This is a genomic window from Nocardioides hwasunensis, from assembly GCF_014779665.1.
Taxonomy (GTDB): domain Bacteria; phylum Actinomycetota; class Actinomycetes; order Propionibacteriales; family Nocardioidaceae; genus Nocardioides; species Nocardioides hwasunensis.
The window spans coordinates 276327-290262 of sequence record NZ_JACXYY010000007.1; the positions used below are offsets into that span (position 1 = coordinate 276327).

At 71.6% G+C, this 13936-nt stretch carries 12 protein-coding genes and 1 tRNA gene; 8 read left to right on the forward strand and 5 right to left on the reverse strand.

From position 1 onward, the window contains the following. The first annotated feature begins 6 nt into the window (after positions 1-6). Positions 7-1212, forward strand: a complete 1206-nt coding sequence (locus IEZ25_RS17705; protein ID WP_191200765.1) for an adenosylhomocysteinase — start codon at positions 7-9, stop codon at positions 1210-1212. A 24-nt stretch (positions 1213-1236) separates the two neighbouring features. Continuing rightward, the gene (locus IEZ25_RS17710; protein WP_191200766.1) at positions 1237-2262 is read left to right on the forward strand and encodes a LacI family DNA-binding transcriptional regulator; all 1026 of its coding nucleotides are present in this window, start codon (positions 1237-1239) and stop codon (positions 2260-2262) included. Positions 2263-2315: 53 nt separating this feature from the next. Here the strand turns inward: IEZ25_RS17710 and IEZ25_RS17715 are convergent. Then, positions 2316-2405 (reverse strand) — tRNA-Ser (locus IEZ25_RS17715). 160 nt (positions 2406-2565) lie between these two features. Between IEZ25_RS17715 and IEZ25_RS17720 the strand changes: the two genes are divergently transcribed. From IEZ25_RS17720 to IEZ25_RS17730, 3 genes are all read left to right on the forward strand, one after another. Next, entirely contained in the window at positions 2566-4485 is a 1920-nt protein-coding gene (locus tag IEZ25_RS17720) for a lysophospholipid acyltransferase (RefSeq protein ID WP_318152308.1), read from the forward strand. Beyond that, positions 4482-5930 carry an HAD-IB family hydrolase gene (locus IEZ25_RS22340; RefSeq protein WP_191200767.1) on the forward strand — a complete coding sequence of 483 codons (1449 nt, stop codon included), beginning with the start codon at positions 4482-4484 and terminating at the stop codon, positions 5928-5930. The genes IEZ25_RS17720 and IEZ25_RS22340 overlap by 4 nt, the downstream gene beginning before the upstream one ends. A 61-nt stretch (positions 5931-5991) precedes the next feature. Further along, on the forward strand, positions 5992-7368 hold the full coding sequence (locus IEZ25_RS17730) for a wax ester/triacylglycerol synthase domain-containing protein (RefSeq protein WP_191200768.1): 1377 nt from the start codon (positions 5992-5994) through the stop codon (positions 7366-7368). Between the two features lie 13 nt (positions 7369-7381). On the opposite strand, the gene IEZ25_RS17735 is transcribed toward IEZ25_RS17730, so the two are convergent. From IEZ25_RS17735 to IEZ25_RS17745, 3 genes are read right to left on the reverse strand one after another with little or no spacing between them, the layout of a single operon-like run. After that, a complete protein-coding gene (locus IEZ25_RS17735; protein WP_191200769.1) occupies positions 7382-7855 on the reverse strand; it encodes a GNAT family N-acetyltransferase in 474 nt (157 codons plus the stop codon). 10 nt (positions 7856-7865) lie between these two features. After that, a complete protein-coding gene (locus tag IEZ25_RS17740; RefSeq protein WP_191200770.1) occupies positions 7866-8315 on the reverse strand; it encodes a deaminase in 450 nt (149 codons plus the stop codon). Further along, positions 8312-8794 (reverse strand): tRNA adenosine deaminase-associated protein, encoded by a 483-nt coding sequence (locus tag IEZ25_RS17745; RefSeq protein ID WP_191200771.1) that lies wholly within the window; start codon positions 8792-8794, stop codon positions 8312-8314. Before IEZ25_RS17745 ends, IEZ25_RS17740 begins: the two co-directional genes overlap by 4 nt. Positions 8795-8917: 123 nt before the next feature. On the opposite strand from IEZ25_RS17745, the gene upp reads away from it, so the two are divergent. The 3 genes from upp (at position 8918) to pntB (ending at position 12751) form a co-directional block, all read left to right on the forward strand. After that, a complete protein-coding gene (upp, locus tag IEZ25_RS17750; RefSeq protein ID WP_191200772.1) occupies positions 8918-9559 on the forward strand; it encodes a uracil phosphoribosyltransferase in 642 nt (213 codons plus the stop codon). Between the two features lie 207 nt (positions 9560-9766). Then, positions 9767-11305, forward strand: coding sequence for a Re/Si-specific NAD(P)(+) transhydrogenase subunit alpha (locus IEZ25_RS17755; protein ID WP_191200773.1), 1539 nt, complete (start codon positions 9767-9769; stop codon positions 11303-11305). Positions 11306-11308: 3 nt separating this feature from the next. Next, positions 11309-12751, forward strand: a complete 1443-nt coding sequence (gene pntB, locus IEZ25_RS17760; protein ID WP_191200774.1) for a Re/Si-specific NAD(P)(+) transhydrogenase subunit beta — start codon at positions 11309-11311, stop codon at positions 12749-12751. A 9-nt stretch (positions 12752-12760) separates the two neighbouring features. Here the strand turns inward: pntB and IEZ25_RS17765 are convergent, their stop codons facing one another. Further along, positions 12761-13861: an ABC transporter ATP-binding protein gene (locus IEZ25_RS17765; protein ID WP_191200775.1), complete on the reverse strand. Its 1101-nt coding sequence runs from the start codon at positions 13859-13861 to the stop codon at positions 12761-12763. Between the last annotated feature and the right edge of the window lie 75 nt (positions 13862-13936).

A 13936-nucleotide genomic window follows, 5' to 3' on the forward strand; every position in this document is an offset into this window, starting at 1 on the left:
CACCGCATGACGAACACCAACGCCGACGCCCGCATCGAGTGGGTCCAGTCCCAGTGCCGGCTCCTCCGAGCCCTGCGCGAGGAGTACGAGCAGACGCGGCCCTTCGAGGCCATGACCATCGGCACCGGCATCCACCTCGAGCCCAAGACGGTCACCCTGTTGCTCGCCCTGGCCGCTGGCGGCGCCAACGTCGTCAGCACGGGCAACCTGAACACCACCCAGCCGACGGCCGTGGACTACCTGCGTCGCCACGGCGTCACCGTCGTCGGAGGACCCACCCGTGACCGTGCGGAGCACCAGGGCTTCCTCGCCGAGGTCATCGCCCACGAGCCGGACCTGATCCTCGACAACGGAGGCGACCTGTTCGCCCGCTACCTCGAGGCGCCCTACGAGGGTCTGCGCGGTGGCACCGAGGAGACGACCTCGGGACGCACTCGCCTCGCCGGTCTCCGCGATCGGCTGGACATGCCCGTCCTCGTGATCAACGACAGCCCCATCAAGCAGTTCGGCGAGAACCGGCACGCCGTGGGTCAGAGCGTGTTCGAGTCGATGCTGCGGATCACCAACATCATGACCAACGGCAAGCGGGTCACCGTCTTCGGCTACGGCGAGTGCGGCCGCGGTGTCGCGATGAACTTCCGCAACGCCTTCGCGCAGGTCACCGTCGTCGACCACGACCCCGTCCGACGCCTGGAGGCCTTCCTCGACGGCTACGTCGTCGCCTCGCGCGAGGAGTCGATCCGCGGCGCCGACGTCCTGGTGACGGTCACCGGCGCGAGCGACGTCCTCACCGCGGCCGATCTGCCGCTCCTCAAGGACGACGCCATCTTGTCCAACGCCGGCCACTTCCCCTTCGAGATCGACGTCGCCGGCATGTCGACCGACGCCTCCGTCAAGGACGTCGCCGCCAACGTGAACGGGATGGACACCTGGACCCTCGAGGACGGACGTCGAGTCCACGTGGTCGCAGAGGGACACATGATGAACCTCAGTGGTCCGCTCCCGCTCGGCAACTCCATCGACTCCATGGACCTCGGCTTCGCGCTGCAGGCGCGCTGCCTCGAAGCAGTTGCCACTGACCGCGTCGGACGGCGAGACTGCGTCGTCCCGGTGCCGCGGTTCATCGACGAGCGCGTCGCCAACGACTACCTCGCCTCCCGGACCACCGCCGAGGAGAGCGTCGGGCACAGCGCCGTTCCGCTGTCTCGATGAGCCAGCCCACCGGAAGGGACTGAGATGAAGCGGCCCGCGACCAGCACGGACGTGGCGCGTCGGGCCGGCGTCAGCCAGTCGACGGTGTCGCTCGTCCTCCGGGGCAAGGACGAAGGACGCGTGACCGCGGAGACCGCGGCCCGGGTCCGGGCCGCGGCGCGCGACCTGGACTACGAACCCAACGCCGTGGCGCTCAACCTCAAGCGCGGGCGGGCCGACGTCGTCGCGCTCGTCGTGCCCACCATCACCCAGCCCTACTTCGCCAGCGTGCTCGTGGAGGCCGAGAAGGAGGCCCGGGGGGCCGGTTGCGACGTGATCCTCTTCGACAGCGGCGGCGACGACGACTGGACCCACCGGCTCGCCCGCATGGTCCGGAGCACACAGCTCGACGGGGCCATCGTGTGGGCACCGACCGACGACGAGGTCGCGGCCCTCACGAGCATCCGGGACCGCCTGGTGCTCGTCGAGGCAGGCTCGGACCAGTTCACCCGGATCGACCTCCAGATCGAGCACGGTGCGAGCCTCGTCGCCGAGCACCTCGCCGGGCTCGGGCACCGACGGGTCGGCTACTTCGCCGTGCACCCGGCCCGGGAGACCTACCTCAGACGACGGCGCGCACTCGCCGACTCCCTCGGCGAGCACGACGGCGTGATCGTGGAGACGTGCTCGATCGAGTCGGCCCTCGACCTCGACGCCGCCGAGCAGGCCGCCGGCGCCATGCTCGACGCGATCGGTGCGGACGACTCCGTCACCGCGGTCGTGTGCGACGACGACCTCCTGGCCGCCGCGCTGGTCACCGTGTGCGCCGAGCGGGACGTCGCCGTCCCTGGCCGGGTCTCGGTCGTGGGATACGGCGACCTGACCATCTCGCGCCTGGTCCGCCCCCAGCTGACCACGGTGAGCCTCCCGCCATCGGTGGGCAGGCTCGCCATGTCGTCCTTGCTCGACGCCGTGCGGGGCAGGCCGCGCACGCGGCGCACGCCAGGCCTGGTCTCCGTGCCGGTGACGCTCGTCGAGCGGGCGTCGAGCGCCGCGCCGCAGCAGCTCTGAGCCGGGCCCGAGACGACGACCGGGCCGGTCCGCGAGGGACCGGCCCGATCGGTTGGCGGTGGCGGTGGGATTTGAACCCACGGTGGGTTTGACCCCACACAACATTTCGAGTGTTGCACCTTCGGCCGCTCGGACACGCCACCGCGCGGAACATTACCGGAGGGGTCGGGAGAGCAGGAAACCGGCGGCCACCTGTCCGACCAGGTCCAGCAACTGGGCCGATGCCGTGGTCTCCCGGCTGTGACGGCGGTAACTTTCGCCGCACGCCTGTGCTCGTCGACGCGCACGCGGGAAGGAGGAGCCGTGGCCGCCGTCCGACGCATCCGTGAGCTCGCCAGGTCCTCGCTGCCCCGGGCCGTGGGGGAGCGGCTTCCGGCCGCGCCGCCGCAGGAGGTGGGCGAGCTGCTCGCCGACGAGCGCTTCCGGCAGGCGGTGGCCGAGCAGGCCGCGAGCCAGGGTCGCGACGCGTCCGACGTCATGAAGGAGGTCGAGGGCTACCTCCACGAGATGTCCGCCGCCCACGACGACCGTGCCTCGCAGGGCTGGGCGCGGATGGGCGAGTGGTTCCTCCGGGCGTACGACGTGCTGGTGGACGAGGACGACATGCACCAGCTGCGCAGGCTGGACCGGACGCACTCCCTGGCCCTCGCCTTCAGCCACCGGTCCTACCTCGACGGGATGGTCATCCCGAACGCGCTGATGGCGCGGCGGTTCTCACCGACCTACACCTTCGGCGGTGCCAACCTCAACCTGCCGCTGATCGGCTCGGTGGCCAGCCGCACCGGCGTCATCTTCATCCGTCGGGCCACCCAGGAGATCCCGGTCTACCGGCTCGCGCTGCGCTCCTACATCCGCCAGATGGTGACCAACCGGCGCAACCTCGCGTGGTCGATCGAGGGCGGTCGCACCCGCACCGGCAAGCTCCGACCGCCGGTCCACGGGATCCTGAAGTACCTCACCGACACCGTGCAGGGCGACGGCGACGACGGTGCCCCGGACGTCCAGGTGGTGCCGCTCTCGGTGGTCTACGACCAGCTCCACGAGGTCGCGCTGATGACCGACGAGGCGCGCGGGGCCCGCAAGACACCGGAGGACTGGCGCTGGCTGGTGCGCTTCGCGCGGCTCCAGCGCAACCGGCTGGGACGCGCCTACCTGACGGTGGGTGAGCCGTTCTCGCTGAAGGAGCGGATGGACGACCTCGCAGCCGAGGGCGTCACCGGCCACCAGGCGGTCGAGCGGATCGCGCTGGACATCTCCCACCGGCTCAATCGCGCGACACCGGTCACCGTGACCGCGATCGTCTCCCTGGCGCTGCTGGGGGCCGACCGGGCCCTGACCGTCGACGAGGTGCTCGACACCGTCGAGCCGCTGGCCACCTACATCGAGGCGCGGCACTGGCCGGTCGCCGGTGCCGCCGACCTCCGGGACCGCTCGACGATCCGCCGTGCCCTCGCCGAGCTGTCCCGCAGCAGCGTGCTGACGGCGTACGACCAGGGGACCGAGCCGGTCTGGAAGATCGGCGACGACCAGCACCTGGTCGCCGCGTTCTACCGCAACACGGTGATCCACATCCTCGTCGAGCGCGCGATCGGCGAGCTCGCGCTGCTCACCGTCAGCGAGCTCGGGCCCGACGCCGAGCTGCCCGAGGGCGGCGAGCTGCAGGTGGGCTGGGAGGAGGCGAAGCGGATGCGCGACCTGCTCAAGTTCGAGTTCTTCTTCCCCGCGCGTGCCGGCTTCGAGGAGGACCTCCGCGCCGAGCTCGAGCTGCTCGTCGGCGAGGACGCCGGACTGGATGAGCACGGTGCCATGACGGCCGGCCGCGCCCGCGAGCTCCTCGTCACCGCCCGACCCCACCTGGCCCACCTCGTGCTGCGACCGTTCCTCGACGCCTACCTCGTGCTCGCCGACCGGCTCGCCGACCGCGGTGACGGCCCCGTCGACGAGGACGACCTGCTCGCCGACGCGCTGGCGGTCGGCCAGCAGTGGGCGCTGCAGCGCAGGGTCGCCAGCGCGGAGTCGATCTCGCTCGAGCTCTTCCGCACCGCCCTCGCGCTCGCACGCCACCGCGGGCTGCTGGAGGGTGCCGAGGGCATCGGCACGGCCCGCGAGGCGTTCGCCGCCGAGCTGCGCGACTCGGTGCGCCGCGTCGACATCATCGGCGAGATCGCGGCCGACGCGATGCCCACCCAGGTCCCGCAGCCGCGGCGGCAGGAGCCCGTGTGAGCACCCCACGGACCAACGGCCTCTCCGCAGAGGTCCGGGCGGCGATCGAGGCGATCGAGGCCGGGCCGCAGGGACCGGACGTGGGGGCCTTCTTCGACCTCGACGGCACCCTGGTCGCCGGCTACACCGCGGCCACGTTCTACGGCGACCGGCTCAAGGGGCGCGAGGTCTCGCCAGCCGAGTTCCTCCGCACGGTCGTGACCGCGGTCGACGGCGAGCTCGGCGGCGACCCGACCCGGATCGCGCACGTCGCCTTCGCCGCGATGCGCGGCGAGTCCGAGGAGGCCTTCGCCGACCTCGGGGAGCGGCTCTTCCGCTCCAAGATCGCGGGCACCATCCGGCGCGAGTCGCGTGCGCTCGTCGCCGCGCACCAGCGCGCGGGCCACACCGTCGCGGTCGCCTCGGCCGCCACGGCCTACCAGATCCGCCCGGTCGCGCGCGACCTCGGCGTCGAGCACCTGGTGTGCACGCGGCTGGTCGTCGAGGACGGCCAGTTCACCGGCGAGACCGACGGGCCGATGCTGTGGGGACGGCACAAGGCCAGTGGCGTGCGGGCCTTCGCGCGCGAGCACGACGTCGACCTCGCCACGTCGTACGCCTACGGCAACGGCTACGAGGACGTCGCCTTCCTCTCCTCCGTCGGCCACCCCACCGCGCTCAACCCGCACCGCGACCTGCGCGCGGCCGCGGCCCGCCTGGGTTGGCCGGTCCTCGATCTCAGCGACCCCGTCGGCGGTTCCCTGCTGGCGGCGGGCCGCACCGTCGCCGCGCTCGCCGCGATGAACGCCGGGGTCACCGCGGGCATCGCCTACGGGCTCGCGCGCGGCGACCGGCGAGAAGGGCGCAACCTGGCCGTCCGGCTCGCCACCCAGCTCCCCATGTCCCTCGCCGGTGTCTCGCTCGAGGTGCTCCACCAGGAGCGTCTCTGGACCCACCGGCCCGCGATCTTCGTGGCCAACCACCAGAGCTCCCTCGACATCCCGGTCCTGGGCCGGCTGCTCGAGCGCGACTTCACGATCGTGGCGAAGAAGGAGGCGCGCTGGGACCCTCGCGCCATCGTCGGCTCCGTCGTGATCGACCCGGCCTGGATCGACCGCTCCGACTCCGCGTCGGCCCGCGCCACCCTCGACGGCGTGGTCGAGCGCATCCGCGGCGGCACCTCGCTGATGATCTTCGCGGAGGGCACCCGGTCGCCGACGCCGGTGCTCGGCCCCTTCCGCAAGGGGGCGTTCCACCTCGCGGCGCAGGCCGGCGTGCCGGTCGTGCCCGTCGTGCTCCGCAACACCGGCGAGCTGATGCGCCGCAGCTCGCTGGTGCTCAACCCCGGCGTCGTGGACGTGTGCGTCCTCGAGCCCGAGACCGACTGGCACGAGGACGACATGAGCGAGCGGATCGCCGCGCTGCACCGGAGGTTCGAGGAGACGCTGGCCAGGTGGCCCGCATGAGAGCTCCCCGCGACCTTCTCCCCCGTTCCGCTCCTCCGAACAACGCCGTGGGGACCCCGAGATGAGCGACGTCGAGCGCTGGGGCGCAGCGGCGACGTGGTCGACGGCAGCCGAGCTCAGCCCGATGCAGACGCTCCTGTGGCGCTCCGAGCGGCACCCGGTGCAGTCCTCGACGAGCACCGTGGTCATCGACCTCGACCGTGCGCCCGACTGGGCTCGCTTCGTGGCCGCGACGGAGTGGGGCACCCGGCTCGTGCGCCGGCTGCGCCAGCGCGTCGTCGACCCGGTCGTGCCGACCGCCGCACCGACCTGGACCGACGATCCGACCTTCGACCTCGGCTACCACCTGCGCCGCGAGCAGGTGAGCAGCCGGGAGGAGGTGCTGCAGCGCGCCGCGCAGATGGCGCTGCGCCCCTTCGACCGGTCGCGGCCGCTCTGGGAGGGCGTGCTGTTCGAGCTGCCGGAGGGAGCGGCGTACGTCCTCAAGATCCACCACGTGCTCGCCGACCCGCTCGGCACCGTGCAGCTGCTCGCGACGCTCCAGTCGGGCAGGCGCGGCCACACCGCCCGCAAGCCCGTGGGTGACGACCCCGCGCCGACCGGTGTCGACCCGGTCGACCTCGCCGTCTCCGGGCTCCGCGAGGAGCTGGCCGCGCTCCCGGACGCTGCGCGGACGACCGCCCGGACCCTCGGCCACGCCGTGACCCGCCCGCAGGCGGTCGTCGCGTCGGGCCTGCGCTACGGCGCGTCCGTACGACGGCTCCTGACCCGGGGAGCCCCTCAATCGCCGGAGCTGTCGCCGCGCACCGGGAAGAAGTGGACCTTCCTCACCCTCGACGCGCCGCTCGAGCCGCTGCGCACGATCGCCCGGCAGGGCGGCGGCACCCTCGACGACGCCGCGGTCGCGGTGGTGCTCGGCGGCCTGCGCCGCTACCACCGACGACGGGGCAGCGACCCGACCGAGCTCCCCGTCGGCGTACGCGTCTCGCTCGACCGCGCCGACGACCTCGGCAATCGCTTCACCGCTGCGGCCATCGCCGGACCGCTCGCGATCGATGACCTCGTCGACCGGGTCGCCGCGGTGCGTGGCGAGGTGCTCTCGCTGCACACCGAACGGGCGCTCGAGGTGCTCGACGCCGCCGCCCCGCTGATGAACCGGATGCCTTCGTTCGTCGGTGCCTCCGCCCTCCGTGCCGCCGCCGCGCCGGACGCCTTCGTGATGACGCTGCCCGGGCCGCCGCGCAGGCGCTTCATGGCCGGGGCGCAGGTGCAGGGGATGTACGTCCTCGGACCGCTGCCCGGCGCCGCGCTGACTGTCGTGGTCACCACCGTCGGGGAGACCGCCTGCATCGGGGTCAACGTCGACGCGAGCGCGGTCGCCGACGTCGCAGCGCTGGAGGAGTGCCTGGCCCAGGAGGTCGACGCGATCGCCGGTTGAGGTGCCTCGCGCCTCAACCGGCGGACGAGGTCGGGCCGACGTAGCAGAGCATCCGGTAGTCGGCGCCCTCCTCGACGTTCACGAACCCGTGGCGCTCGTAGAAGCGGCGGGTGTCGGCGTCGACCTCGTCGACGTTGATGTGCATCTCCGGCGACCCGAGGTCGCGCACGAGCGCCCGCGAGAGCTCGAGGACCTGCGTCCCGATGCCGCGGTCGCGCAGGGCGGGTACGACGTAGAGCTCCTCGAGCTGCGACACCGGGCCGTCGAACCAGATGGCCGGGCGCAGGCTCACCAGGGCGAAGCCCACAGCGCGGCCGTCGTCCTCCGCCAGCACCGCGACGATCGCGGGCAGCGCGAGGATGCGGGCGAAGCGCACCTCGAGCACGTCGACCTCGTCGACGTCGGTCTCGAACTCGGTGTTGAAGTCCCACAGCAGCCGCGCCAGCACGGCAGCGTCGTCGACGCTCGCGCGGTGTACGTCGCTCATCAGCGTCTCCTCAGCGGTGGCGGGCGAAGAACCGGTCGAGCAGCGCGGTGGACTCCTCGGCCAGGACCCCGGCCACCACCTCGGGCCGGTGGTTGAGCCGGCGGTCGCGCACGACGTCCCACAGCGAGCCGACGGCGCCGAGCTGGTCGTCGTACGCCCCGAAGACGAGGCGGTCGACCCGGGCCAGGACGAGGGCGCCCGCGCACATGGTGCAGGGCTCGAGGGTGACGACCAGGGTGCAGCCGGTCAGTCGCCACTCGCCGCGGGCGGCGGCGGCTGCGCGGAGGGCGACGACCTCGGCGTGGCCGGTCGGGTCCCCGTCGGACTCGCGCGTGTTGCGTCCGGTGCCGATGACGGAGCCGGTCTCGTCGAGCACGACGGCCCCGACCGGGACGTCGTCGCCCACCAGCGCGGCTCGCGCCTCGGCCAGGGCCAGGCGCATGGATGCCTCGTGGGTCATGCAGACGTGAGCCCGACGGCGTCGTCGAAGAGCTTGCCGAAGCCGAGCCGGCGCGCGATGTCGGAGAGCATCTCGTCAGGGTAGAGCTCGACGTCGTCGAGCAGCGCGCCCATGTCGATGGCATGCAGGCCGAGGTCGCCGAGCAGGTCGAGGTCGCCGGCGGGCACCTCGACGTCCTCGTCCTCCGGCGGTGGCAGGCCGAGGAAGTCGATGGCCGACTGGGCGAGCTCCCACTCGTCGGCCGCGGTGACGTCGGACAGCAGCACCCGCGTGGTCGAGCCGGCGACCCGGACGAGCACGAAGAAGTCCTCGTCGACCGCGACCATGCCGACGGCGCCGGACCGTCCCGAGACATGGCGCAGGGCGTGGCTCAGCGAGTCGATCGAGGCGAAGGCGGGGGAGGCGATGTCCTGCACCTGCCAGGCGCCGTCCTCGACGAACGCGGCCAACGCGAAGTCGACCTCAGCGTGCTCCGACACGGACCCACCTCCCCAGGTTGTCCCGACCGCGCTCCCGACCTGTCCAATGTGACAGATCCCCGTCGCACCGCCAACCCTGTTCCGTCTCGATCAGGTCGAGCGCCGACCACTAGGGTGTGCCCCATGCGCGTCAACGTGGTGAACCACCCCCTCGTCTCCCACAAGCTGACCGTCCTGCGGGACGAGCACACCGACTCCCCGACGTTTCGTCGGCTGACCGACGAGCTGGTCACCCTGCTGGCCTACGAGGCCACCCGCGAGGTGCGCGTCGACCCCAAGCCGATCACCACCCCGGTGGGCCCGACGACGGGCGTCTACCTCGCCCAGCCCAAGCCCATGGTCGTGCCGATCCTGCGCGCGGGGCTCGGCATGCTCGACGGCATGATGCGGCTGCTGCCGACGGCCGAGGTCGGCTTCCTCGGCATGGTCCGCAACGAGGAGACCCTCGAGGCGTCGACGTACGCCGAGCGGCTGCCCGACGACCTGTCCGGTCGCCAGTGCTACGTCCTCGACCCGATGCTCGCGACCGGCGGCACCCTCGCCGCCGCCATCACGTTCCTCACCTCGCGAGGGGCCGACGACATCACCGCCATCTGCCTGCTCGCCGCGCCCGAGGGCGTCGCCAACCTGGAGAAGGGGCTCGAGGGGCTCGACGTCCCGGTCACCGTGGTGACCGCCGCGCTCGACCAGAAGCTCAACGAGAAGGGCTACATCGTGCCCGGGCTCGGCGACGCCGGCGACCGGTTGTACGGCGTCGCCCAGTAGCCACCTCGGGGTAGTCCGCATCAGATTTCCGGTCGGACCGGGTCCGGCACCGGAAGATTGATGCGGACTATCGAGCGGTGGTGGCGACGCGCGGAGATGCGCGCCTGAGACACCCGTGACACACGTCTCGTTTTCGGTACGTTGTGCCCCGGCCCGCACGCCGCTCCGGTCCCGACCAGGTCGGAGCCCCCCACCCAGGAGGCATCAGTGCGCATCGGCATTCCCCGTGAGTCACGACCCGGCGAGACGCTCGTCGCAGCGACGGCGAAGACGGCCTCGCAGCTCGCCGCGCTGGGCTACGACGTGGTGGTCGAGCAGGGCGCGGGCGCGGCGGCCGACCAGCCGGACGGCGCGTTCGCCGACGCCGGGGTGCGGGTCGTGGCGGGTGACGAGGTGTGGTCGAGCGACGTGGTGGTGAAGGTGAACGCACCCACCGACGACGAGATCGGCCGGCTGCGCCCTGGTGCCACGGTCATCAGCCTGATGGCGCCGGCCCGCAGCCCCGAGCTGGTCGAGCGGCTGGTCGCGCAGGGCGTCACCGCCCTGGCGATGGACGCCGTGCCGCGCATCTCGCGCGCGCAGTCGATGGACGTGCTGTCCTCGATGGCCAACGTCGCGGGCTACCGCGCAGTGATCGAGGCCGCTCACGAGTTCGGCCGGCTCTTCACCGGCCAGGTCACCGCCGCCGGCAAGGTCCCGCCGGCGCGGGTCTTCGTCGTCGGCGCGGGCGTCGCGGGACTCGCCGCGATCGGTGCCGCCGGGTCGCTGGGTGCGATCGTCCGCGCGTTCGACGTGCGCCCCGAGGTCGCCGAGCAGGTCGAGTCGATGGGCGCACAGTTCGTCACCGTCGACATGGAGCAGGAGGTCTCGACGGACGGCTATGCCAAGGAGATGACCGCCGAGCAGGAGGCTGCCACCGCCGCGATGTACGCCGAGGAGGCGCGCGCCGCCGACATCGTCATCACCACCGCGCTGATCCCCGGCCGCCCCGCACCCCAGCTGGTCAACGCCGAGACCGTCGCGGCGATGCGGCCCGGCTCCGTCGTCGTCGACATGGCCGCGGCCAACGGCGGCAACGTCGCCGCGACGGTGAGGGACCAGCGCGTCGTCACCGACAACGGCGTCACGGTGCTCGGCTACACCGACCTCGCCGGACGCCTCGCCGCCCAGACCAGCCAGCTCTACGGCACCAACATCGTCAACCTCCTCAAGCTGCTCACGCCCGGCAAGGACGGCGTGCTCACCCTCGACATGGACGACGTGGTCCAGCGCGGCATCGCCGTGACGCGGGAGGGTGAGCTCATGTGGCCGCCGCCGCCCGTGCAGGTGTCGGCCGCCCCGGCCGCACCCGTCGCCGAGACCGGACCCGGGGTGCCCGCGCCGGTCGAGAAGACGCCGCCGGACCCGCGTCGCAGGCTGTACGCCGCCGGGCTGGCCGCCGTCGCCTTCCTGGCGCTCGCGACGTCCGCGCCGGTGTCGTTCCTGCCGAGCCTCACCGTCTTCGTGCTCGCCGTCGTCATCGGCTTCTACGTGATCGGCAACGTCCACCACGCGCTGCACACCCCACTCATGAGCGTCACCAACGCGATCAGCGGCATCATCGTGGTCGGCGCGATCCTCCAGGCACCGGTCGACAACCTCGCGGTCCAGCTGATCGCGGGGGTCGCCATCCTGCTCGCCAGCATCAACGTCTTCGGTGGCTTCCTGGTCACCCGGCGGATGCTCAACATGTTCCAGAAGGGCTGAGTCGTGGTCTCGTTCGTGTCGGGCGCCTACATCCTCGCGGGCCTCCTGTTCATCTTCGCGCTCGCCGGCCTGAGCAAGCACGAGACGGCCCGTCGCGGCAACGCGTTCGGCATGGCCGGGATGGGTCTGGCGCTGGTCGCCACGCTCCTGCTCGTCCTCGACTACCTCACCAACGACCTGATCGCCGACAAGGCCTCGATCTGGGTCGGGCTGGCGATCATCCTCGTCACCGGCACGGTCGGCGCCGTCATCGGCATCCGGCTGGCGCGCGGGGTCGAGATGACCGGCATGCCCGAGCTGATCGCGATGATGCACAGCTTCGTCGGCCTGGCCGCCGTGCTGGTCGGCTACAACACCTACATCGAGGTCGCCTCCTTCGGCGGGCACGCCGACGCGGTGCACAACGGTGAGGTGTTCATCGGCGTGTTCATCGGCGCGGTGACCTTCACCGGCTCGGTCGTGGCCAACCTCAAGCTCAGCGCGAAGATGAAGTCCGCGCCCGTGACGCTGCCGGGCAGGCACCTGCTCAACCTCGGCATCCTCGTGGCGTCGCTGGTGCTGATGGTCTGGTTCATGAACGCCGACGGCTGGAGCGGGCTCGCCCCGCTGGTGCTGATGACCATCCTGGCGCTGGTGCTCGGCTTCCACCTCGTCGCCGCGATCGGCGGCGGCGACATGCCGGTGGTCGTGTCGATGCTCAACAGCTACTCCGGCTGGGCGGCCGCCGCCGCGGGCTTCATGCTCTCCAACGACCTGCTGATCATCACCGGCGCGCTGGTCGGCTCGTCGGGTGCGATCCTCAGCTACATCATGTGCACGGCGATGAACCGCTCCTTCATCAGCGTCATCGCCGGTGGCTTCGGCTCCGACGGCGTGGTCAGCGGCGAGGCCCGCGACTACGGCGAGCACCGCGAGATCCAGGCCGACGAGGTCGCCGAGCTGCTCGCCGGTGCCTCGTCGGTGGTGATCACGCCCGGCTACGGCATGGCCGTCGCGCAGGCGCAGTACCCGGTCGCCGAGATGACGCGCAAGCTGCGCGAGCGCGGGGTCGACGTCCGCTTCGGCATCCACCCCGTCGCCGGCCGGCTGCCCGGACACATGAACGTCCTGCTCGCCGAGGCGAAGGTCCCCTACGACATCGTGCTGGAGATGGACGAGGTCAACGACGACTTCCCGAGCACCGACGTCGTGCTCGTGATCGGCGCCAACGACACCGTCAACCCCGCGGCCCTCGAGGAGCCCGGCTCACCCATCGCGGGCATGCCGGTCCTCGAGGTCTGGAACGCCCACGACGTCATCGTCTTCAAGCGCTCGATGGCCACCGGGTACGCCGGGGTGCAGAACCCGCTGTTCTTCAAGGACAACACCCAGATGCTCTTCGGCGACGCGAAGGACAAGGTCAACGAGATCGTCGCAGCCCTCGACAGCCGGGTGGGCGTGTCCTGATGGGTCCCGTCAGTCGGTGGGCAGCGCGTCCCCGGTGCGTACGTCGAACGCGTGCAGCCTGCCGGGCTCGACGGTGAACCAGACCTTGGCGCCCTTGGCCGGCACCGAGCGGGGCGCGATGCGGGCGACGATGTGGTCGGCGCGGAGGTCGTCGCCGATCAGGTTGCCGTAGAGGAACGCGTCGGAGCCGAGCTCCTCGATGACGAGCGCCTCGACCGGGAACGACGCGTCCTCACCCTCCGACGACATCACCATGGCCTCGGGGCGGAAGCCGAGCTGCACCTGGTCGCTGCCCGCGAGCGCGGCGACGGTCGAGCGGGGGAGCGGGATGAAGCCGTCTCCGATCTGCGCCTTCTCGTCGATGACGGTGAAGGTGCCGAGATTCATCGCGGGCGAGCCGATGAAGCCCGCGACGAACGCGTTCCTCGGCTTGTCGTAGAGCCCCAGGGGCGTGTCGACCTGCTGGAGCACGCCGTCCTTCATCACCGCCACCCGGTCGCCCATGGTCATCGCCTCGACCTGGTCGTGGGTGACGTACACCGTGGTGATGTCGAGGCGGCGCTGGAGGGAGGCGATCTGGGTGCGGGTGGACACGCGCAGCTTGGCGTCGAGGTTCGACAGCGGCTCGTCCATGAGGAAGACCTTGGGGTGCCGCACGATCGCGCGGCCCATCGCGACGCGCTGGCGCTGGCCGCCGGAGAGGGCCTTCGGCTTGCGGTCGAGGTAGTCCTCGAGGTCGAGGATCCTGGCAGCGTCGGCCACCCGCTCCTTGATCTCGGACTTGCCGACACCGGCGATCTTGAGCGCGAAGCCCATGTTGTCGCCGACGCTCATGTGGGGGTAGAGGGCGTAGTTCTGGAAGACCATCGCGATGTCGCGGTCCTTGGGTGCGACGTTCGTGACGTCGCGATCGCCGATGTGGATGTGGCCGCTGCTCACGTCCTCGAGGCCGGCGAGCATGCGCAGCGAGGTCGACTTCCCGCAGCCGGACGGGCCGACCAGGACGAGGAACTCGCCCGGCTCGATCGGCAGGTCCAGCGCATCGACGGCTGGCGTGTCGGACCCGGGGTAGATGCGGGTGGCGTGGTCGAAGGTGACGGACGTCGACATGAGGGGTTCCCTGTTCTCGCGTTGCAGAAGTGGTCCACGAAATCAGCCCCGAACACCTGATGTGGTCGGGACCCC